We start from the raw sequence: 22,272 nt of genomic DNA, 5'->3' as shown, positions 1-22,272 counted from the left end.
GCTATTCCACACCCTTGCGGTGAACCACTCTCTGGCCACCCGGCCGACCGAAGTCCGCAAGCGCTGCAGCGACAAGGTGCGGCATGCTTTCGGCAAGCCCGGCCTTGCAATGATGTTCGGCGGCACTGCCGTTATAGGCCGTGCTGCCATCACTCTGGCGCAGCAACGATATGGTCAACCGGTGCTCGACATCCTCACAGGATTGCAGAAATTCCTGTTCCTTGGGCGTTGCGATCGTACGAGCGGTGTCATCGCCGACTGCTTTGAGACCAATGGCTGCCGACCGCTCTGACAGGGTCACCAGCAGCATATAGTCCGCTGTTTCATCGCCATGTTGCCAGCCCTGTCGTGACAGGCTGGCAATCACTTGCTGCTGCGCTGCATCCAGCATGGGAACAGTGTCGCCCGGAGCCTCGGCCAGCATATAGCGCCCCTGCTCCGGCAACGCCTCTGCACTGCGGCTGTCGATCCGGGTGGCCACCGGCCCCGCACAGCCGGCGAGCATGGCCGTGACGATAATCGTGGTTCCCAGCGTGCGTATCATGAATTGTCTCCTGCTGCGGCAATGACAATCTGAAGCCCGGCATCGAGCCCCTGCATGAATGCCTCGCGCTCGACATTGAGATATTCGTCCAGCGCATGGGCACGACCGCCACCGCCACCTGTGCCGATGGTAATCGAAGGAACGCCCAGGCTCATGCCGATATTGGCATCGGTCGATGACGCAACAAACCTTACATTATAGCCCGAAGCCAGCAATATGTCGCTGGTCTGCGTTACCAGCGGATCGGTTTCGGCGGTTCCCCCGGCAGGCCGGTCGCCAATGCGTTTTTTCTCGGCGCTGATCTCACCGGCACGATTCGAACGGGCGAGATTCTCCGCTGCTACCGCCTCATCGACTATGGCGAGAAACTGTGCTTCCAGCGAGGCCAGTTCTTCAGGATCGGGCGAGCGCATATCGACCAGCAGAACGATGCGATCGGGAATGGTGTTGACCGAGCGCCCACCATAGACAACGCTGGCCGAATAGGTGGTCTTCGGGTCACTGGGCGGTGCAATGCGATAGAGCCGCTGAACGGTATCGGCCATCGCCACCATAGGGTTGACGATGCCATAGGCACCAAAGCTGTGTCCCCCCGGCCCGTTAAACGCAATCTCATAGCGTTTGGACCCCACGGCCCGGTGCACCAGTCGTGCCACATTGGCACCGTCGACCGAAATAAAACGCGATATGCGCCCGGCATAGGCGCCCTTGGTCATCAGATGACGTACTCCGCGCAGATCACCGCGCCCCTCTTCACCAACCGTACCGACGAACAATATCGGCCGGTCGGTTCCGACATTGCCGGCATCCAGTGCACGAATCCAGCCCAGCAGCGCTGCCAGACCAAGGCTGTCATCGCCAATGCCAGGGGCCAGCAGACGATCGCCCTCGCGACGCACCGTTACGTCCGTATCCTCCGGAAAGACCGTGTCGAGATGGGCTGAAACCACCAGCAGATTGCCGTCAATGCGGCCATTTCTGTCCGGGCGGATACCGGTAACATTACCCTCGGCATCGGTGGTGACATCGCGCAGACCCAGCCGCGCAAATGCCTCGGCCAGATGACGCCCACGCTTTTCTTCGCCAAAGGGCGGCGCGGGAATCTCGGTAATGGTGATCAATTGCTCTACAATCCTGTCATAGTCACCCGCGAGCGATGCGCGCGCTTTGGCTTGCGGATCATCTGCCGCATGGACCGGAGTGCCGATCAGTGACAGCAGGACAGCGAGAAAAACAAGACCATGCCGCATGACATCACCGCGTAAGCAGAAAATAGATGATGTAGAACCAGCTGAAAAAGCCATGGATGATCGCCCAGAGCACCGACTGATGCGTGGTATAGCTGATGGCGATGGCCAATGCGCTGCCGAATGACAGACCATTACGCACCACCTCTCGCTGCACGATTACACGCCGTTCCGACATATTACCCTCCCCGGTTAAGCGGCCTCACGGGTGCGGACATGCATCTCGTCATTGAGCATTTCGGCGAGGGTAAAGGCCAGCTCCAGCGACTGCCCGGCATTAAGCCGCGGGTCGCAATGGGTGTGATAGCGGTCCCCCAGCGCATCATCGGTGATCGCCACCGCACCGCCGGTACATTCGGTGACATTCTGCCCGGTCATCTCGACATGGATGCCGCCGGCATTGGTGCCCTCGGCGCGATGCACTGCGAAGAATCCGCGTACCTCGGCCATGATCCGTTCAAATGGTCGGGTCTTGTAGCCGCTTTCCGACTTGATAACATTGCCGTGCATCGGGTCACAGGACCAGATCACCGGATGACCCTCGGCCTTGACCGCACGCACCAGTGCCGGCAGGCCCTTTTCGACCTTGTCATAGCCAAAGCGAGCAATCAGCGTGATCCGGCCCGGAATGCGTGCCGGATTAAGCGTGTCGAGCATCTTCAGCAGCGCATCGGGCTCGAGCGAAGGGCCGCATTTCATGCCAATCGGGTTACCGATGCCGCGCATGAACTCGACATGCGCCGATCCCTCAAACCGGGTGCGGTCACCGATCCACAGGAAATGCGCCGATGTGTCATACCATTCACCGGTCAGCGAATCCTGCCGTGTCATCGCCTGTTCATAAGGCAACAGCAGCGCCTCATGGCTGGTGTAGAAAGACGTCGCCTTGAGCTGCGGCACGGTGTCGGGATTGATGCCACAGGCCTCCATGAATTCGAGCGCCTCGCCGATACGATCGGCCATGGCGGCATATTTCTCCGCCCACGGGCTGCGTGCCATGAAATCATGGGTCCAGCCATGCACCTGACGCAGATTGGCATAACCGCCACTGGCAAAGGCACGCAACAGGTTGAGCGTCGCTGCAGCCTGGCTATAGGCACGCAGCATACGGCTCGGATCAGGCTCACGCTGGGCAGCATCGAAATCAATGCCGTTGATGATGTCACCGCGATAGCTTGGCAGCTCATGCCCATCCTTGACCTCTACCGGCGAGGAACGCGGCTTGGCAAACTGGCCCGCCATACGCCCCAGTTTCACCACCGGAAGCTTTGAGGCATAGGTCAGCACTACCGCCATTTGCAGGATGACCCGAAAGGTGTCACGGATATTGTTGGGGTGGAATTCAGCAAAGCTCTCGGCGCAATCGCCGCACTGCAGCAGGAACGCCTTGCCTTCGACAACATTGGCGAGGTCGGCCCGCAAATTGCGTGCTTCACCAGCAAATACCAGCGGCGGATAGGATGTGAGTGTCTCTTCCGCGTCTGCCAATGCATCGCCATTGGGATATTCCGGGATATGCAGCGCTTCAAATCCGCGCCAACTGTCCTTCTGCCACTGTGTCACTTCATGTCCTTAGATACTATGTGCCGCCGCTATGGGCGCGGACTGCCAATATGCGGGGAAATCCGGCCCAATGCAATTGGGCAGTGAAATCGGGCTGCTGCGACGGCCTTGTCTAGTCTGCGGTGCTACCGTCTGTCTCAGGCAGCACATGCCAGCGCAGGGCCGGCGCGCGAGACAGGTATTTTTGCGCCAATGCCTGCATTTCTTCCGGCGATGTCCGGGTATAGTCACCAAGCAGGGTGCGGATCGCGGTGATACGCCGCCGATCGAGCGTCGCGCCTTCAAGCTGCCACATCCAGAACTGGTTGCCAGTTGCCGCGCGGCGCACCTGCTGACCCAGCGGCTCGACCGCACGGCTGAGCTCATCGGCATCGACCGGATTCTCGACGAGATCGCGGGCAATGGCGGCGGCGGTATCCTCGAATATGCTGATCGCCGAGGGTTTAAGCTGGGTGATGGCAGCGAGATAACCGCCCTTGTCATAGCTTACCGGCCAGTTGCTGAACACTTGCGGTGCATAGCTCGCACCAGCCTTTTCACGTAGCTGCTCGAACAGACGATTGTTGAACAGGGCTGCCAATATCTCGAGCTGACGCGACTCGCGTACATTGTCGAGCCCGCCCGATGTTGGCCATGCAAGCAAGGCTGCGGCCTGTTCCGGATCGCCGCGGTGGCGGCTGACAACCGGAAGGTCGGTGATATTGCCGAGGCCGAGAACGGTTGAATTGGCTACCGGTGCCACAGCCTCTCGCGGCGCCAGGGCACCCACGGTCTCGGCGAGATAGGTGATGGTTACCTCGCGGTCGAAATCGCCAAATACCAGAACCTCGATCGGCCCCTGCGCCAGCAATGGTTCCCAGGTGTCGCGGAAGCTTTTCGGGTTAAGCCGTTCAATCTCTGTGGGTTCTGGTGTCTTGTAGCGCGGATCGCGGCCGCGCAACAGCCATTGCAGATCACGATCGATCAGCGTCGCTGGCGATGCGAGATAGCTTTGATAACTCAATTTTGTGCCTGCTTGCGCCCGTGTCACCGGCGCCGCATCCCAGCCCGGCTCGGCCAGCTTGGCGGCGAAGAGCCGAAGCTGGTCTCGCAAATCCTCTGCCCGGGTATCGGCGCTGAATTCGAACGCATCATCATCAATGCCGAAGCTGAAACCGATACGGCGTCCGGTGGTGAGCTGGTCGAGCTCTTCCTGACCAAGATCACCAATGCCACTGCCGACCAGGGCCGATTCACCCGCCCAGAGCAGTGTTGATTGGTCATTGCGCAGCGCCTGATAGCCGCGGCCGAAACGCACCCGCACCGAGACTTTGTTGACCTCGGCATCATTGGGATAGAGCAGCGCCCGCACACCATTGGAAAAGGTAACAATCTCCATGCCCAGCAGCTGGATATCCTCACGGCTCGCGACCGCTGCCGGCGCGCCGAGATCGGGCAGGTCATCGAAGCTGGCACGCGCGCGCTGTGTCTGCCCGATATCACCACTGACCGGAGCGGCGAGTGCGCTAGCCAGCCGCTGTTCCAGACCGGCCGTTTCAGTCGGCGCGAGCAGCAGCGCACGCGTTGCCGTGCCGGTGAAGAGGGCATTCACCGTTTCGCGCACCCGCTGCGGCGTAATGTTTGCTTTCATGCCGCTGAAAATGTCGAGCGCCACTTGCGGTGTCGCTATCGCCTCACGGATATCGACAGCGTTAACGATGCTGTCCGCCTGCTTGGTCGCGGCTTCGGTGTCATAGGTCTCGACCCCGATTTTGAGCGCGGCATCGAATTCCGCCACTTCGCGGGCAATGTCAGCCTCGTCAAAATCATTGGCCCTGGCGCGCGCAATCACCGCCCGGACATCGGCCAGAGCAGCCTCCCAGTCATCGCCTATGGGAACAATGGAGACGAAAGTACCATCGATCGAACGGCCGACATCTTCCTGGTTTACCGAGGCCTGGAGATAGGAACCGCCAGCCCGTGCGCGCCGTTCCAGCTCACGGTTGATCACCTGCATGGCCAGCAGGTTCATAAGCAGCTGCTCATTATAGGCCACGGTGTCGTTGACATAATTCCAGGGCCGGATGATCGCCTGATTGATGACGAAGGGCAGTGTCGGCTCAACATGTACCCGCGTCGCCGGTGCAGCGGGATCGGGATTGCCGAAATCGGGATGCTCGGGCGTCGGCCCGGCAACGTCCCAGTCGGCAAAATATTTTGTCAGCATCTCTTCAAACAGCGCCGGATCGGCATCGCCGGCAATCGCAATCACCGTATTTTCGGGCCGATACCAGCGTCGGTGAAACGCCCTGACCGCTTCGGGTGTTGCCGCGTTGAGCGTTTCCACCTTGCCGATGGTCGGGCGCCTGGCATAGAGTTGACCGGCAAAGAACAGTTCGCGCGTGGCATCGCCGATACGCGCCTGCAGCCCTGAACTCTCACGCAGTTCCGCCAGAACAACCGGACGCTCGGCAGTCAGCCCCTGCTGACTCAGCGACGGTTCACGGATCATGCCTGACAGAATCTTCATGCTTTCATCGAGGGTCTCGACGGTGAAGCTCGGAACATCGAGCTTGTAGACGGTATGGGTCGGCGTGGTTTCGGCATTGCTGTCGCTGCCGAACGTGATGCCAAAGCGCTGCCAGATGCGAATGGCCTCGCCATCGGGCACATATTTCGAGCCGCGAAAAGTGAGGTGTTCGAGCAAATGGGCGAAGCCAAGCTCATTTTCCTGCTCCATCAGCGACCCGGCATCGATGCGGATACGGATAGTGACCTGGCCCGGGGGCACACCATTGTTGCGCACGGCATAGCGCACGCCATTGTCGAGCTCTCCCCAGGTCCAGGCCGGATCGACCGGAACGTTGCTGTTCTGGTAAAGCCAGGGCAGGTTCTCATTGTCGACACCCTCGGGCGGCGGCAGCGGATTCTCCCGCTGGGCCAGAGCGACAGGGGATGACAGCGCGAAAACAAGCGCAAAGGACAGGGCGAAGGCGCGAAGCCAATGGGGAACGTTCATGGCTGATATATATGGCTGCTATTGCTGACTGGCCAGTGAATAAACCCTGCCATAATGACGGGGTTGCCGCTCTCTTGTTGCCAACTGGCGCATGACAACCATGCGGAACCACCCGGTCACGACAGAAAAAGTACGGCAAAATGAATATTTACAGCATGGCGGGCCTTGCAAATCAGACCAGATTACTCCAAATTACGAATCATGCTGATAGAAACCGAACAGACACCCAATCCCGCAACCCTGAAATTCTCCCCAGGCCGTACTGTGATGGCCACAGGGACGCGCGATTTCGCCACCCCCGAAGAGGCGGAAGCATCGCCTCTGGCGAAGGCGCTGTATGACCTCGGTGATGTCATCGGCGTGTTCTACGGCTATGATTTCATCTCGGTCACCGCTGCCCCGGGCGTTGACTGGACACATCTCAAGCCCGATGTCCTGTCCGTTCTTCTTGACCATTATTCTGCCAACATGCCCCTGTTCACCGGCGGTTCGGCAGCCGACATATCGGTCCCCGCCGAGGTCGAGACTTTCCCCGAAAACCCCGAGGACGAGGACATTATCGTTCAGATCAAGGAACTGATCGATACGCGTGTTCGCCCCGCCGTCGCCCAGGATGGTGGCGATATCATCTATCGCGGCTTCAACAAGGGTGTGGTTTTCCTGCAGATGCAAGGCGCCTGTTCGGGCTGCCCATCCTCGACGGCAACGCTCAAACATGGCATTGAATCGCTGCTCAAGCACTATGTCCCCGAGGTGCAGGAAGTCCGCGCCGCCTGATACCGGTCCATTCGGTTATCCCGTAGATGACAGCGAAACGGATTGACGCGACGGACGTTTTGCGGCCAGCATCGTTTTCCTCGTTCTTCCTGAATAGAAAGCACTTCCCATGGGCAACCCTCTTTCCGATGCCGCGCTCGATCAGCTGTTTCGCACCGCGCGCACCTATAATGGCTATCATGACAAGCCAGTCACCGAGGCGCAGCTTGAGGCCATATGGGATCTGATGAAAATGGGGCCGACATCGGCCAATATGCTGCCGGCACGTATGATCTGGTGCATCAGCGATGCCGCCAAGGAGCGGCTGGCCCAGCATGCCATGGACAGCAATGCCGACAAGATCCGCAAGGCACCAGCCAGCGTGATCATCGCCACCGACGAGAATTTCCACGAGCATCTGCCTGAACTATTTCCCCACACCGATGCAAAGAGCTGGTTTGAGGGCAACCCGGGGAAGCGCGCCAATGATGGCTTTCGCAACAGCTCGCTCCAGGGGGCCTATTTCATCATGGCGGCCCGGGCGCTGGGTCTCGACACCGGTCCTATGTCCGGGTTTGACAATGCCGCAGTGGATAGCGAATTTTTCGGCGACACGCCGGCAGTCAAGTCAAATTTCATCTCGACCCTGGGCTATGGCGATCCAGCCACGATATTCGATCGCAGCCCGCGACCGGCTTTTGACCGCTTCAACAGCATCGTTTAAAGTCGTATTTGCGTCCGATCCACGGGCGACACGGGATATACGCAGGACATCACAGGCAAATGACAAAATTGCTGGTCATTGATGCGGTAACCCCTGCCTGCTCCGTCGCTCTCTTCGCCAATAACATGCTGATCGCCAGCGATTATGCCGACCTCGGGCGCGGGCATGCCGAAAGGCTGGTGCCGATGATCGCAGCGCTCCCCGATAGGGGCCATGCCGACACTATTGCCGTAAATTGCGGGCCGGGCAGCTTTACCGGCATTCGCGTCGGTCTGTCCGCCGCCAAGGCACTGGGCATTGCCTGGAATGTGCCGGTACATGGCTATTCATGCCTGGCGCTGGTGGCACATATGGCGGCGCAATCGGGGGCCGATGGTGCATTGTCCGTGGTGATGCAAGCGGGACATGGCGAGCTGTTCGTGCAGAATTTTCTTATCCGGAAGGGACAGGCCATGACCGAACCGGAAACCGGCATTGTTTCGGTGGCGCCAGGAGAAGCGATGCAAATCACTGCAGGCAGGCCGGTTTACGGCAGCGGCATCGACATGCTCGATGGTCATCCTTCGACATTGCATGGCAAATCGCTGCTTCCCGATGCACGGCTGTTCCCGGCAATGCAGGCAGGCTTTGCCGATCAATCACCCAGCCCGATCTATGTCCGTGCACCCGATGCAAAACCGGCATCCGCAAATCCTGTCAATCGTCAGGCTTCACCACAGGCAAAATCCGCACATGGCTAAGTCACTGGCAACTGGTAATGGTGTATCGGCAGATCCCGACCCCATCGCCGAAGTCGCGGTCAGCCGGATTGCCAATGGCCCGGAGCAGCTGGCGCAGATCAATGCTGTGATGACGGTGATGGAAACAGCTTTCGATCCTGCTTATGGCGAGGCGTGGAATCACATCCAGACCCGGTCGATGCTGATGATGCCGTCGTCGAAATTGTGGCTGGCATATGCTCCCACAGACACCGATACGAGCCCGGAGCCGAGCATTGTCGGTTTCGTTATTGCATCGGGATATGGCGACGAGCAGGAGATCATGCTGGTCGCGGTCAGTCCTGAATGGCGGCTGCGGGGGGTCGGACGGACGCTACTGCAGGCTGTATTTGATGATGCCAAGCTCGCAGGGATTACCAAGCTTTTCCTGGAGATGCGGCACAATAATCCTGCCGCCCATTTCTATAATAGCCTGGGCTTCACAACCATCGGTCGCAGAAGACAATATTACACCGGCAACGACGGCCAGAAATATGATGCTGTTACACTTAAGAAGTCCACAGCATAGGTATTTTGGTTGCTTCCTATATTGCGCTTATCGAAAACCCGGTATAGTGGCGGCTGAATCATAGTATCGCAAGCTATGTACAGCACAGGGTCGCACCAAAAAAAAGTTCTGGAGAATTGAGAATGAGCACGGATACCGAAATCCTGCAGGAGACACTTATCACGCTGACATCGGATATAGTTGCGGCCCATGTCAGCAACAACAGCGTTGCCGTCTCGGATCTGCCGCTGCTGATCGGCAATGTTCATGAGGCACTGACCGGTCTCGCCAGCAGCAATCAACCTGCCGAAGAGGAGCGCCCGGAGCCTGCTGTTTCCGTCCGTGCCTCGGTCAAGCCCGATTATATTGTCTGTCTTGAGGACGGCAAGAAGCTGAAGATGCTCAAGCGCCACCTGATGACCCATTATAACATGACGCCCGACGACTATCGCGCACGCTGGAACCTGCCTTCCGATTATCCCATGGTTGCGCCAAACTATGCCGAAAAGCGCCGTGAACTGGCGAAGAAAATCGGCCTCGGCCGCAAGCCCGGCGCCCGCAAGAAAAAGGCGGGCTGATCGCCTCGATCACAGGTTTATTCGACAAAAACCGGCTTTCGCTCAAATCATTCCCATGATTTGGCAAAAGCCGGTTTTTTGTTTAGAACCAATGCTGGGCTGAAATGGTCCATGACACACTGTTAGCTTGGGGACTGTGACGCCGTATCATTATCGGCTAGACATATTTTATGAGGCAAAGAATCGATCTTGAAGCGCTCTGTGCGGAACGCGGATTGCGTATCACCGACCAGCGCAAGGTTATCGCCAAGGTACTGTCCGACAGCGACGACCATCCCGATGTCGAGAAGGTGCATGAACGTGCCGTCGCCATCGACCCGCGCATCTCCATCGCCACCGTCTACCGAACGGTACGCCTGTTCGAGGAAGCGGGCATATTGGACCGCCACGATTTTGGTGATGGCCGGGCCCGCTATGAAGCGGCACCCGAAGCGCATCACGACCATCTGATCGATGTCGAGACCGGCAAGGTAGTCGAATTTGTCGATCCCGAGCTGGAAGCGCTGCAAAAGCAGATTGCCGAGAAGCTCGGCTATCGTCTGGTCGACCACCGCATGGAACTTTACGGCGTTGCCCTTAACCGAAAAAACTGACGCTGCGGATAACGCGCAATCGGCTGATAACGCAAAGTCGACCGACAGCGCTGCCCGCCCATGGGACAGTGAACCCATGGCCTATCAGCAATGGCGAGGTGCATCGCCACTAGGCTATGTCCGCTTCGCGCTGCGCGTGCTGACCATGTTGGTGTCACTGCTGCTATGTGTACCGCTTTACTATAGCTGGCGTATATTGCGTATCTCCAATCCCTGGCCCAGGCTTTTCCTGAAAAGTGTTGCTTTTGCCTGTGGGGCGCGGGTGCGCGTCATCGGCACGCCGATCAAACGCGATGTGTTTTTTGTCGCCAATCACCTCTCCTGGGTCGATATCCCGATATTGGGCGGGTATAATGGCAGTGCCTTTGTCGCCCAGGACGGCATAGCCTCATGGCCATTTATCGGCTGGCTGTGTACGCTCAACGACACCGTATTTGTGTCACGCGCCGACCGCATGGGCGTCGCCAAGCAGATTAACCAGCTGCGCGATGCGCTTCAGGAAACCTGGGCGGTGACTGTTTTCCCCGAAGGCACAACCACCGATGGATCATTGCTGCTGCCTTTCAAGGCACCGCTCCTGGCCGTGCTCGATCCGCCGCCACCGGGCATATTGGTACAGCCGGTATTTATCGACATGGGCGAGGCCGCCCGCGAAGTCGCATGGATCGGCGAAGAGGGCGCACCGGACAATGCCTGGCGACTGCTGACGCGGCCCGGCAACTTCCATGTCGACCTGCATTTTCTCGAGCCGTTCGATCCGCAGGATTACAAGGGACGCAAACGTATTGCCGCTGAAGCGCGTGACCGGATCGATGAAGCGCTTTCAGCTTCCCTCGACGCGAAGCACAGATTATAGGCCCTGCCCTATGGCTGACACATCAGAGAATCAAAAACAGGGTAGCGCGCAAAACTCTGCCGCCAAAAGCAAACGCTATTTCGTTAAATCCTTTGGCTGCCAGATGAACGTCTATGATGGCGAGCGCATGGGCGAGATGCTCGACGCCGAGGGCATGGTAGCGACCAGTAATGCCGAGGATGCCGATGTGGTGGTGCTCAACACCTGCCATATCCGCGAAAAGGCGGCCGAGAAGGTCTATTCCGATATTGGCCGGTTGCGTCGTCCCGATGGCTCCAGCCCGACCATTGCTGTGGCCGGATGCGTTGCCCAGGCAGAGGGCGCGGAAATCACTCGCCGTGCGCCGAGTGTCGATGTGGTGGTCGGCCCGCAAGCCTATCACCGCCTGCCCTCCATGCTGGAGAGCGCCGCCAGGGGCGAGCGCGCTATCGATACCGATATGCCGCCCAATTCCAAATTCGGTGTCCTGCCCTCACGCCCGAAACAGCCACGCCCTACCGCCTTTCTGACGGTGCAGGAAGGCTGCGACAAATTCTGCACCTATTGCGTTGTGCCCTATACCCGCGGCGCGGAAATTTCACGCAAATGGGGTGCGATTGTCGATGAAGCCAAGGCACTGGTCGATGGCGGGGTCAAGGAAATCACGCTGCTTGGCCAGAATGTGAATGCCTGGATCGGCGAGGATGACAAGGGACGCGAACAGGGTCTGGATGGCCTGATTCGCGAGCTCGACACCATCGCCGGGCTGGAGCGTATTCGCTACACCACCAGCCACCCCAATGATATGACGCAAGGCCTGATCGATGCGCATGGCGAGGTCGAGAGCCTGATGCCCTATCTGCACTTGCCGGTACAGTCGGGCAGCAACCCTATCCTGCAGGCAATGAACCGTAGCCACAGCGCGGAGAGCTATCTGGCCATATTGGAGAAGGTGCGCAAAGCGCGCCCCGGCATCGCCATTTCGGGGGACTTTATCGTCGGCTTCCCCGGCGAGAGTGACGAGGACTTTGAGGCAACGATGGCGATTGTCGAGGCTGCGAATTACGCACAGGCATTCAGCTTCAAATACAGCCCGCGCCCCGGCACCCCGGCGGCGACCATGGACCAGCAGATTCCACGCGAGGTGATGGATGAACGGCTGCAACAACTACAGGCGCTGCTGAACCGGCAACAGTCCGACTTCAACGCCGCAACTGTCGGCAAGCGTACCCGGGTCCTGCTCGAACGCAGGGGCAAGAAACCGGGCCAGCTGATCGGCAAGTCGCCCTGGCTGCAATCGGTCCACATTGATGGTGCTGGCCATGCTATTGGCGATATGGTGACCGTTGATATCATCAGCGCCGGCCCGAACAGCCTGGCCGGTGCATTAGCCGAAAGGAACGCCGCCTGATGGCGAAAAGGCCTAATAAAGAGCCCCATCCTGCCGATCTGGCAATGGCCCCCGAAGAGGGCCGCGCCCATATCGAACTGACCTTTGCCGATTCCCATTTGCTCGGCCCGCTATTCGGCCAGTTCGACCAGAATCTGGTCGCTATCGAGAACCGGCTCGGCGTCTACATCTCGGCGCGCGGCAATCACATCAAAATCGAGGGCGACAGCGACACCATTGCCCGCGCACGCGATGTGCTGACCGGGCTGTATAACCGGCTCGAAAAAGGGCAGGAAATCGATGCCGGTGCGGTCGAGGCGCTGATCAGCATGTCTTCGGAACCGACGCTGGACGGGATTATCCGTAAGGAAGTCTCCGAAGCGCCGACGGTGATGATCCGTACCCGAAAAAAAACCATCGTACCGCGCTCGGCGACGCAGCTGCCCTATATGCAGGCGCTGGCGCGCGACGATATCATCTTTGCGCTCGGTCCGGCGGGCACCGGCAAGACCTATCTGGCGGTAGCACAGGCAGTGGCACAGTTGATCACCGGTTCGGTCGACCGGCTGATCCTGTCACGCCCGGCGGTCGAGGCGGGTGAGAATCTCGGCTTCCTGCCCGGCGATATGAAGGACAAGGTCGATCCCTATTTGCGGCCGCTTTACGACGCGCTTTACGACACCCTTCCGGCCGAACAGGTGGAGCGGCGCATTGCCAGCGGCGAGATCGAGATTGCACCGCTGGCCTTTATGCGCGGCCGCACACTTGCCAATGCCTTTGTCATTCTCGATGAGGCGCAGAACACCACACAGGCGCAGATCAAGATGTTTCTTACCCGCTTCGGGCTAAACAGCCGTATGGTCATCTGTGGCGACCCAAAACAGGTTGACCTTCCGCGCAGCCAGATTTCCGGACTTGCCGATGCGGTCGACCGTCTGGAAGGTGTCGAGGGCATCAGCGCCATTCGCTTCAATTCCGGCGATGTCGTTCGCCATCCCATCGTCAGTCGTATTGTCGATGCCTATGAGGGGCCGAATGCCAAAGACTAATCCACCAGCAGCGGCCCGGGCCATATCATGCTGGAGATAATGGTCGACGATCATGCAGGCTGGCTACAAAATGTCGATTGGCAGGAACTGGCACAGCGCGCAGGAACAGCAGCGCTGAGCCACAGTCCGCATGCTTCTCTTGCCAATGCGGCGATGCTGATATCGGTGAGCATCGCGCTCTCCGACGATGCCGCAGTACGGCAGCTCAATGCCCAATATCGCCAGAAGGACAAGGCGACCAATGTGCTGTCCTTCCCGATGGTCCAGCCCGACCTGCTGGAATCACTGGCCAATAGCGATGACGGCGAAGTGCTGCTGGGCGATATCATTTTGGCGCGGGAAACCTGCGCCCGCGAGGCGAGCGAGAAACAGGCCACGCTGGAGCAGCATGTCAGCCATCTTGTGATACATGGCATGCTTCATCTGCTCGGCTATGACCATATCGGCGAGGCCGAAGCCGAAGCGATGGAGGCGCTGGAAATAAAAGCGCTTGCCAGCATCGGCCTTCCCAATCCATATTTGGACCATCCACAACAGCACAGAGGTTAAGAAACCGCCCAAAATGCCCGAGGGAGACAGTAGGCGCAGCCACAATGCGCAAGACGAGGAAGACAGTAGCGGCGGATTATTGCGCTCGCTCAAGAACCTGATCTTCGGACCGGATCGTGACCAGTCACTCAGGCGTCAGCTTGAAGAAGCCATTGACGAGCATGAGGATAATGGCGGTGATACGCCGCTCGAGCCGGATGGTGACCTTTCCCCGCTGGAGCGTGAAATGCTGCGCAACCTGCTGCATTTCAGCGAACATGATGCTGATGATGTCGCGGTGCCGCGCAGCGAGGTGGTGGCGATTCCCACCAGCGCGCCCTTTGCCAAGGTGGTGGATATCTTTTCCGAACATGGCCACAGCCGGATACCGGTCTATGGCGAGTCGCTCGATGACATTATCGGCATGATCCATATCAAGGATGTCTTCGCCATCCTCGCCAAGGGATGTGAATATCCCGATGACTGGTCGGGCCTGATCCGCCAGCCACGCTTCGTACCGCAATCGATGGGCGTGCTCGACATGCTCGCCGATATGCGCGCCAACCGCACACATTTGGCCATCGTCCTGGACGAATATTCCGGCACCGAAGGGATCGTCACCATCGAGGATATTGTCGAGGAGATTGTCGGCGAGATCGAGGATGAGCATGACGAGGAGCCCGAAGCGCTGCTGCAGCCATGTAATGACGGCAGCTGGGATGCCGATGCACGGGCAGAACTCGACGATGTTGCCGAACAGATCGATCCACGCCTGGGCGAGATAGAAGAGGATGTCGACACGCTGGGCGGCCTCGCCTTCGTCCTTGCCGGGGAAGTGCCGGCTGCCGGGCAAAGGCTCGAACATCCCAGTGGCTGGACCATCCATATCATGGAAAGCGACGGACGGCGGGTCAGCCGGTTGAAGCTGGCACCCCGGCATCATGACGCGGCACCATCCACAGCTGCGCCGGAAAAGCACGCCACAGGATAGGCGTTGCTGCGGGCCGATTTAGCTTTTGGACAATCGGTCCGGCTTGTGCCAAAGCGAATCGCATCATGGACATTTCCGATCTCCGCATCGCTCTTTTCAGCGGTAACTATAACTATGTGCGCGATGGCGCGAACCAGGCGCTGAACCGATTGGTGGCCTATTTGCTGCGGCAGAATGTCGCGGTGCGCGTCTATTCACCGACCACCGACACCCCGGCGTTCGAGCCGGCGGGTGATCTGGTCAGCGTGCCCAGCTTTGCCATACCAGGGCGCGCCGAATATCGCGTGCCGATGATGCTCAGCCCCCGGGTCAAGAAAGACATCAAGGCCTTCGCGCCGAATATCGTGCATCTCGCCAGCCCGGACATTGTCGCGCACAGCGCCACGCGCTGGGCCAAGCGGCATGATGTGCCGATGCTCGCCTCTGTGCACACCCGCTTCGAAACCTATCCGCGCTATTATAATATGGCGTTTCTCGAGCCGCTTCTGGTGGCCGCGCTGCGCCGCTTTTATCGCCGCTGCGACGCGATTGTCGCACCGTCGGACTCGATGGCACAGCTGCTGCGCGACCAGCGGATGAACTATGATGTCGGCATCTGGTCGCGCGGTGTCGATCGCGACATTTTCCACTCCTCCAAGCGCGACATGGAATGGCGCCGCAGTTTCGGCATCGATGACGAGGACCAGGTCGTCGGCTTTGTCGGGCGACTGGTTATGGAGAAGGGTCTCGACGTGTTTTCCGATGCCGTCGACCGGCTCAAGCGCCGCAAGGTGCCGCACAAGGTTTTGATTGTCGGTGAGGGTCCGGCACGCCAATGGTTTGAATCGCGCCTTCCCGGCGCAACCTTTGCCGGTTTTCAAAGCGGCCCTGATCTCGGTCGTGCGGTGGCGAGCATGGACATGCTGTTCAACCCTTCAGTGACCGAGACCTTCGGCAATGTGACGCTTGAGGCCATGGCCAGCGGCATCCCCGTGGTCGCCGCACGCGCCACCGGCAGCCAGAGCCTGGTCGATGACGGCAGCTCCGGGCGGCTGATCCGCCCCGGCGCAGTGCAGGATTATGCCGATGCGCTGCAAAGCTATTGCGAAAACCCGGCACTGGCGCGCGAACATGGTGTCGTCGGCGAGAAGCGGTCCGAAAAATATAGCTGGGACCGTATCAACCATGGTCTGGCCGAGACCTATGTGCGGCTGGTGCGCCAGCGCGCCGAGGGTACCAAGCACTTGCCCTATGAGGCGCTGCGGTAGACACAGTCTACGTAATCCGTCTGCCTTACAGCCGCTCTATCTTCTGCGCCGCCTCGTCGAGAATCTCGGCAATGGCATGGCGCATCTCGTCATCCATATCGCTGCGCGCAACGCGGTTGCCAAGTGCCGACATCAGATTGCCGATCGCTCGCCCGACAGGCGCGCCCGCCTTGCGTGAGCGTTTGCGCTTGCGGTCGCCGGTGCGGTCGAGCCGTTCCATCAGACCCGCAATCGCTTCTTCCTGTTCCTCGATTTCACTACGGCCATCATCGGTTATGGCAAAGACCTTGCGCGAACCATCAGCCTGTTGCGGCGCGATCAGGCCGCTATCCTCAAGCAGGCTGAGCGTCGGATAGATAACCCCGGGGCTGGGTGCATAGCTGCCCTCGGTCATATCCTCGATAGCACGGATCAGATCATAGCCATGGCGCGGCTCGTCAGCGATCAGTTTGAGCAGCACCAATCGCAGCTCGCCGCTGTCGAACATCCGGCGTCGCCGACGGCCCTGACCGCGCCGACCTTCAGCGCGCGCGCCATAGGCCCATTGGCCACCATCCCAACCTTTGCGCGTCTTGCGTCGCCCGCTGCCGGACCAGTTTCCGCCAAAGGCATTCATGATCGCCTCGGGGATGGCGGCGATCTCCTCGGCAAATTCCTCAGGGTCGAACCCGTAATCATATCGGCGTGTCATTTTCTACTCCTGTGCATCACCCCCTGCGATACTATAAGATATATCTTTTTATATCATAATCAAGACGCACACCCGGTTTTGTCTTTGCAAGCACCGTCAACGCGGTCTAGCGTCGGGCCATGGCCGATCTTTTTGCGGATGAGGGCATACAACCGGCACGGGCAGCAGCGGCGACCGATACGGCACCGCTGGCCGACCGGTTGCGGCCGCAAAAACTGGATGAGGTGGTCGGCCAGGATCACCTGACCGGAAACGATGGTGCCATCGGCAGGATGGTTGCCGCAGGCAAGCTGTCCTCAATCATCTTCTGGGGGCCGCCGGGCACCGGCAAGACCAGCATTGCACGGCTGCTCGCCGACGCCGTAGGCATGCGGTTCCAGGCGATATCGGCAGTGTTTTCCGGCGTTGCCGACCTCAAAAAAGCCTTTGCCGATGCCGACAAAATGGCCATAGCAGGCCAACGCACCCTGTTGTTCGTGGACGAGATTCACCGCTTCAACCGGGCGCAACAGGACGGCTTCCTGCCTTTTGTCGAACGCGGCACTGTCGTACTTGTTGGTGCCACCACCGAGAATCCCAGCTTCGCCCTCAACTCGGCGTTGTTAAGCCGAACCCAGGTGCTGATCCTCAACCGGCTCGACCATGCAGCGCTGGCGCAATTGCTGGAGCGCGCCGAGGCATTGGTGGCCAAGCGCCTGCCCGTCACTGATGAGGCGCGCGATGCGCTGATTGCATCGGCCGATGGTGACGGCCGCTTTCTGCTCAACCAGGCGGAGACATTGTTCGCAGTGGACTTGCCCCGGCCACTAGATCCGGCTGGCCTTGCCGATTTTCTGCATCGCCGCGTACCGGTCTATGACAAGGATCGCGAGGGGCATTACAATCTGATCTCGGCGCTGCACAAATCGCTGCGCGGCTCCGATCCGCAGGCCGCGCTCTATTATCTGGCGCGGATGCTGGTCGCGGGAGAAGAGCCGCTTTATGTGCTGCGGCGCATGACACGTTTTGCCAGCGAGGATATTGGTCTCGCCGACCCGGAAGCGCTGCACCAGTGCCTTGCGGCCAAGCAGGCTTATGAATTTCTCGGCTCTCCCGAGGGCGAGCTGGCCATTGCGCAGGCCTGTCTCTACCTCGCCACCGCGCCGAAATCGAACGCTGCCTATGCGGCGCAGAAAGCGGCGTGGAAATCGGCTAAGGCAACCGGATCATTGATGCCGCCGAAGAACATCCTCAACGCCCCGACAAAGCTGATGAAAGATGTCGGCTATGGCAAGGGCTATAGCTATGACCATGACAACGATAAGGGCTTTTCCGGCGATAATTACTGGCCTGAAGAAATGCAGCCCGAAACCTATTACCAGCCGGTCGAACGCGGCTTTGAACGCGAGATCGCCAAGCGGCTGGCCTATTGGGAGAGACTGAGAAATGCGAAAAACCATCAGCCTGATCACCACGGCGATGCTGCTGATATTGCCGGCAGCGGCACAGGAACAGACTGAAGCCAAAAAGAGTCAATATAGCCGTACCGACCGCGCCTATGCCGCCGGGTACAAGGCGCAGTTTATCTGCTCCGGTCTATGGAATGGCGGCAAGTCTCTGAAAGACATTGAGGCCGATGAACTGACCGGCATCTATGATCGCATCGCCGATATCGTGCCGACGCTGGAACCGGTGATCAACGAGCAGGACCATATTGTCAGCGTCCCCTTTGCCGATAACATGCCGCCGCGCATGGCGCGTTGGGACCGGATGCGCGGCTGTATATCGGCACCCATTGGTGCAACCGATTTTGGCCCCTATTTCCATGGCCCTACCCGGCCCGATCTGGATGACAAGGCGTGGCCCTGGGGTGATCGCGAAGCGCAACTGCCGCGCAGCGCCGAATATGGCGCGATTGACAAGGTCGCTGCCAGCGCCTTCCGGCCAGAGGATCGCGAAGGCGGCGAGAAACGCTTTGGCGGCAAGACCAGCGCGGTGCTAATCGCCAGCAGCAGTGGCATTGTCTGGGAAGGCTATAAGCCAGGCCATGACAAGCATACGGCGCAGCGCACATGGTCGGTTGCCAAATCGATCGCCGGTACGCTGGTCGGCCATTATATCGATGACACCGGCGAACCCGCCCCCGTGCCCGCCTGGCAAATGACCAGCGATCCGCGCGCGACGATCCGCTATGATGACCTTTTGCGTATGGCCAGCGGCCTGCAATCGGATACCGCCGGCAATCGCACCGACCCGGTCTATATGGGCGGTGCCAGCGTGGTGCAGCGTACGTCCGGCTGGCCGCTGCTGCATCCGCCGGGCACACGCTTTCGCTATGCCAATAATGATACTCTGCTGGCCGTGTTGGCAGCAGTCGAAGAACGCCGACAGATGAATGCGGATGTCAACAAGGTCAGCCGTGGCATCACGCAAGAGTTCCTGTTCGATCCCTATAGCTTCTTTTTCAGGCTCGGCATGACCCGGACCTGGGCCGAGCATGACTGGCACGGTAATTACATCCTTTCCAGCCAGGTCTGGACAACGCCACGTGACCTTGCGCGGCTGGGTTTGCTCTATCTGAATGACGGGATGTGGTTTTACGACGGCAGTACTCAGGGACGCCTGCTTCCCGAGGGCTGGCGCGACTATGTCAGTGCGCCCTCCGGGCCACAGCCCGATGGCCGTTTCGGCTATGGCGCGACATTCTGGCTGATGAACAGGTCGGAAGGCATTCCTAAAGACACGATCGCTGCCTTCGGGAATCGCGGACAATATCTCGTCATCATCCCGTCGCGTGACCTGATTATTGTCCGGCGCGGCTATGATACGCGTGAAGACCGTTTCAATATAGAAGAGTTTACGCGAAACCTCGTTTTTGCGCTGTCCGGGCAAGGCTGAGCGCCTTGTTCGGGCAATGTCTCCCATGGTAAAAAGCCGGTGTTTTTGACGCGGCGAATGTCCGTCGCGCGCACCATCCTCTGGGGGAGCATAAATGGAAAATTTCAATATCATGGGCTATACGCTCGACCTCGACATATTGGTGGATTGGGGCACAAAGCTCCTTTTTGCCATCCTTATCTATATCGCGACCAAGTTCATTGCATCGGCCTGCAAATGGGCCTTTGCCAAGCTGGTCAACCGTATCGAGCTGCTGCAGCGCGACACCGGTTCAGGTAGCAGCATTGGCGCTTCACTCGGCACCATTGTCGGCCTGATCGTCTGGCTGTTCGGCTGGATTGCTATCCTGAACGTATTCCAACTCAATGAGGTTACCAGCCCGCTGAAGGCGCTGCTCGACACGGTGATGGGCTTCATCCCGAATATTGTTGGCGCAGGCATCATCTTCTTCATCGGCATGATTGTTGCGAAGATCGTGCGCGATCTGGTCACGACCTTCCTGCAGACGGTTAACTTCGATAAATGGTTTACCCGCGCAGGCGGTGATGAAGTTACTGGCAACACCGCGATCACCAGCACATTGGCGAATATCGTTTATGTGTTGATCATCGTTCCGGTTGCGATTGCCGCCCTGCAAGCGCTGAAGATTTCTTCCATCAGCGATCCAGCGGTCACCGTATTGGAAATGATCCTCGGTGCCATCCCGCTTATCATTGGCGCGGCACTGGTTCTGGGCATTGCTTATCTGATTGCACGCTGGGTTTCCGGTTTGCTGGAAGATATCTTGCCGGGACTGGGCGTCGATCGTTCGGTTAATGCCATGGGAATTCTACCAGAAGGCACCTCGGTGTCGGGAGTTGTATCCAAGCTGGTCATGATTGCAATCATGCTGTTTGCCGCCATCGCCGCAACGCGTCTGCTCAACTTCCCTGAGCTGACTGCAATCCTGGACAACATTCTCGAACTGGGCGGCCGCGTATTGTTCGGCGGTGTGGTTATCGCTGTTGGCTTCTTCATCGCCAACCTGCTCGCCCGCTTCATGGGTGCGCAGAACCCGCTCGCGGCTTCGGTCGTGCGCTATGCAGCACTGATCCTGTTCGCTTTCATGGGTCTGCAGTTCATGGGCGTCGGCAATGAGATCGTCCAGACAGCATTCACCGCACTGGTCGCCACCATCGGTGTCGCCGCTGCCATCGCCTTTGGCATGGGTGGTCGCGATGCCGCTGCGCGCCAGCTGGAGAAAATGCAGGACGGCGACAAAGCCAAAGACTAACGACAAAGCCGCAAGGCTCTCTAACACAGGGTCGGGTGCCTGAGATGGTGCCCGGCCCTTTTTCTTTGTCGCCACTGTGCCTAACTATTGCGCCATGCGCACCTTCTCTCGATTTGCCTGTTTCGACTGGTCCGGCCAGGCAGTGCAATATCCCGGCGGGATAGCATTGTCGGTGCTCGAAACAGGCGATGCGGCGACACCCCGGTCCTTCGCGCCACCAACGGGCTGGAGTCGTGAAGCGGTGCGGGACTGGCTTCTGCAGCAGGCCGTAAAGGGCACCGATATGCTGATCGGCTTCGACCTGTCACCGACACTGCCCTATTGCGACGAGGGTGCCTATTTCCCCGGCTGGGTCAAAAGCCCCGGCAATGCCCGACAGCTATGGGCGATGATTGACAGACTGGCCGGTGACGAACCGCATATGGCGGCATCAAAAATGGTCCATCAGCATTCCGAAATCCGCCGCTATTTCCGTCATGGCAAGGGCGATGTCGGTGACCGTTTCGGCACTGCGGGAACCGGTCGGCTGCGCGTTGTCGAACATCGCCAACGCGACACCGGTCAGGCGGCGAGCGCCAGCTGCTTCAATCTTGTCGGTGCGGCACAGGTCGGCAAGTCGAGCCTCACCGGCATGCGACTGTTCCATCAGCTTGCCGGACATATTCCCATCTGGCCGTTCGACCCGATACCCGAAAGCGGTCCGATGATCGTCGAAATCTATACCAGCATCGCCGCCATGGACGCCGGATTGCGCAAGGGGCAGACCAAGATCCGTGACCGGGCAACGCTGGTGCGCGCACTGGAACAGCTTGGCTGCCGGCCGCCATCACGGTTGCCCGACTATAGCGACCACCGCACCGATGCCATCATCACCGCGGCCTGGCTGCGCCGGACGGCGTCGCAACCGCTATATTGGCAACCCGAAGCGCTGACCGGCCATATTGCCGCTACCGAAGGCTGGACCTTTGGCGTAACATAGCTATAGAGCGCTGGAATCGGCGCACAGAAGCACCGGGCCGCTTTAGCTCAGCTGGTAGAGCAACCGCCTTGTAAGCGGTAGGTCGTCCGTTCGAGTCGGACAAGCGGCACCATTTCCCCATTATTTACGCTGATTCATGCTGC

General features: G+C 59.2%; 22 protein-coding genes and 1 tRNA gene. 17 read left to right on the top strand and 6 right to left on the bottom strand.

Features of this window, described 5'->3' with window-relative positions; all coding sequences use genetic code 11:
• Window position 1: 1 nt before the first annotated feature.
• From AAFX04_02535 to AAFX04_02515, 5 genes are all read right to left on the bottom strand, one after another.
• The gene (locus AAFX04_02535; protein ID MEO1044298.1) at window positions 2–544 is read right to left on the bottom strand and encodes a hypothetical protein; all 543 of its coding nucleotides are present in this window, start codon (window positions 542–544) and stop codon (window positions 2–4) included.
• A complete protein-coding gene (locus tag AAFX04_02530; protein MEO1044297.1) occupies window positions 541–1,794 on the bottom strand; it encodes a M20/M25/M40 family metallo-hydrolase in 1,254 nt (417 codons plus the stop codon). Before AAFX04_02530 ends, AAFX04_02535 begins: the two co-directional genes overlap by 4 nt.
• A gap of 4 nt (window positions 1,795–1,798) precedes the next feature.
• Window positions 1,799–1,969, bottom strand: coding sequence for a hypothetical protein (locus tag AAFX04_02525; protein ID MEO1044296.1), 171 nt, complete (start codon window positions 1,967–1,969; stop codon window positions 1,799–1,801).
• Between the two features lie 14 nt (window positions 1,970–1,983).
• A complete protein-coding gene (locus AAFX04_02520; protein MEO1044295.1) occupies window positions 1,984–3,354 on the bottom strand; it encodes a 3-deoxy-7-phosphoheptulonate synthase class II in 1,371 nt (456 codons plus the stop codon).
• A gap of 112 nt (window positions 3,355–3,466) precedes the next feature.
• The gene (locus AAFX04_02515; GenBank protein ID MEO1044294.1) at window positions 3,467–6,352 is read right to left on the bottom strand and encodes an insulinase family protein; all 2,886 of its coding nucleotides are present in this window, start codon (window positions 6,350–6,352) and stop codon (window positions 3,467–3,469) included.
• A gap of 201 nt (window positions 6,353–6,553) precedes the next feature.
• On the opposite strand from AAFX04_02515, the gene AAFX04_02510 reads away from it, so the two are divergent.
• From AAFX04_02510 to AAFX04_02455, 12 genes are all read left to right on the top strand, one after another.
• On the top strand, window positions 6,554–7,129 hold the full coding sequence (locus AAFX04_02510; GenBank protein MEO1044293.1) for a NifU family protein: 576 nt from the start codon (window positions 6,554–6,556) through the stop codon (window positions 7,127–7,129).
• Between the two features lie 109 nt (window positions 7,130–7,238).
• Window positions 7,239–7,832 (top strand): malonic semialdehyde reductase, encoded by a 594-nt coding sequence (locus tag AAFX04_02505; GenBank protein MEO1044292.1) that lies wholly within the window; start codon window positions 7,239–7,241, stop codon window positions 7,830–7,832.
• A 59-nt stretch (window positions 7,833–7,891) separates the two neighbouring features.
• Entirely contained in the window at window positions 7,892–8,572 is a 681-nt protein-coding gene (gene tsaB / locus AAFX04_02500) for a tRNA (adenosine(37)-N6)-threonylcarbamoyltransferase complex dimerization subunit type 1 TsaB (GenBank protein MEO1044291.1), read from the top strand.
• A complete protein-coding gene (locus tag AAFX04_02495) occupies window positions 8,565–9,119 on the top strand; it encodes a GNAT family N-acetyltransferase (protein MEO1044290.1) in 555 nt (184 codons plus the stop codon). Before tsaB ends, AAFX04_02495 begins: the two co-directional genes overlap by 8 nt.
• A gap of 122 nt (window positions 9,120–9,241) precedes the next feature.
• Window positions 9,242–9,676, top strand: a complete 435-nt coding sequence (locus AAFX04_02490) for a MucR family transcriptional regulator (protein ID MEO1044289.1) — start codon at window positions 9,242–9,244, stop codon at window positions 9,674–9,676.
• 170 nt (window positions 9,677–9,846) lie between these two features.
• Window positions 9,847–10,269 (top strand): Fur family transcriptional regulator, encoded by a 423-nt coding sequence (locus AAFX04_02485; protein MEO1044288.1) that lies wholly within the window; start codon window positions 9,847–9,849, stop codon window positions 10,267–10,269.
• A 76-nt stretch (window positions 10,270–10,345) separates the two neighbouring features.
• A complete protein-coding gene (locus tag AAFX04_02480) occupies window positions 10,346–11,125 on the top strand; it encodes a lysophospholipid acyltransferase family protein (GenBank protein MEO1044287.1) in 780 nt (259 codons plus the stop codon).
• A gap of 10 nt (window positions 11,126–11,135) precedes the next feature.
• The gene (gene miaB / locus AAFX04_02475; GenBank protein MEO1044286.1) at window positions 11,136–12,515 is read left to right on the top strand and encodes a tRNA (N6-isopentenyl adenosine(37)-C2)-methylthiotransferase MiaB; all 1,380 of its coding nucleotides are present in this window, start codon (window positions 11,136–11,138) and stop codon (window positions 12,513–12,515) included.
• Window positions 12,515–13,543 (top strand): PhoH family protein, encoded by a 1,029-nt coding sequence (locus tag AAFX04_02470; protein ID MEO1044285.1) that lies wholly within the window; start codon window positions 12,515–12,517, stop codon window positions 13,541–13,543. Before miaB ends, AAFX04_02470 begins: the two co-directional genes overlap by 1 nt.
• Window positions 13,544–13,570: 27 nt before the next feature.
• Window positions 13,571–14,092 (top strand): rRNA maturation RNase YbeY, encoded by a 522-nt coding sequence (gene ybeY / locus AAFX04_02465; protein MEO1044284.1) that lies wholly within the window; start codon window positions 13,571–13,573, stop codon window positions 14,090–14,092.
• 13 nt (window positions 14,093–14,105) lie between these two features.
• The gene (locus tag AAFX04_02460) at window positions 14,106–15,062 is read left to right on the top strand and encodes a hemolysin family protein (GenBank protein MEO1044283.1); all 957 of its coding nucleotides are present in this window, start codon (window positions 14,106–14,108) and stop codon (window positions 15,060–15,062) included.
• A gap of 65 nt (window positions 15,063–15,127) precedes the next feature.
• Window positions 15,128–16,309, top strand: a complete 1,182-nt coding sequence (locus AAFX04_02455) for a glycosyltransferase family 1 protein (protein ID MEO1044282.1) — start codon at window positions 15,128–15,130, stop codon at window positions 16,307–16,309.
• A gap of 25 nt (window positions 16,310–16,334) precedes the next feature.
• Here AAFX04_02455 and AAFX04_02450 read toward each other — a convergent pair whose 3' ends face one another.
• The gene (locus AAFX04_02450; protein ID MEO1044281.1) at window positions 16,335–17,000 is read right to left on the bottom strand and encodes a PadR family transcriptional regulator; all 666 of its coding nucleotides are present in this window, start codon (window positions 16,998–17,000) and stop codon (window positions 16,335–16,337) included.
• 119 nt (window positions 17,001–17,119) lie between these two features.
• Between AAFX04_02450 and AAFX04_02445 the strand changes: the two genes are divergently transcribed.
• From AAFX04_02445 to AAFX04_02425, 5 genes are all read left to right on the top strand, one after another.
• Window positions 17,120–18,499: a replication-associated recombination protein A gene (locus tag AAFX04_02445; protein ID MEO1044280.1), complete on the top strand. Its 1,380-nt coding sequence runs from the start codon at window positions 17,120–17,122 to the stop codon at window positions 18,497–18,499.
• On the top strand, window positions 18,426–19,877 hold the full coding sequence (locus AAFX04_02440) for a serine hydrolase (protein MEO1044279.1): 1,452 nt from the start codon (window positions 18,426–18,428) through the stop codon (window positions 19,875–19,877). The genes AAFX04_02445 and AAFX04_02440 overlap by 74 nt, the downstream gene beginning before the upstream one ends.
• A gap of 94 nt (window positions 19,878–19,971) precedes the next feature.
• Entirely contained in the window at window positions 19,972–21,150 is a 1,179-nt protein-coding gene (locus AAFX04_02435) for a mechanosensitive ion channel (GenBank protein ID MEO1044278.1), read from the top strand.
• A 94-nt stretch (window positions 21,151–21,244) separates the two neighbouring features.
• Entirely contained in the window at window positions 21,245–22,129 is an 885-nt protein-coding gene (locus AAFX04_02430; GenBank protein MEO1044277.1) for a hypothetical protein, read from the top strand.
• A 36-nt stretch (window positions 22,130–22,165) separates the two neighbouring features.
• Window positions 22,166–22,241, top strand: a tRNA-Thr gene (locus AAFX04_02425).
• Window positions 22,242–22,272 lie beyond the last annotated feature (31 nt).

This window comes from Pseudomonadota bacterium (genome assembly GCA_039818985.1).
Classification (GTDB): Bacteria; Pseudomonadota; Alphaproteobacteria; order Sphingomonadales; family Sphingomonadaceae; genus Alterisphingorhabdus.
This window is presented reverse-complemented; position numbering and strand designations above follow the sequence as displayed.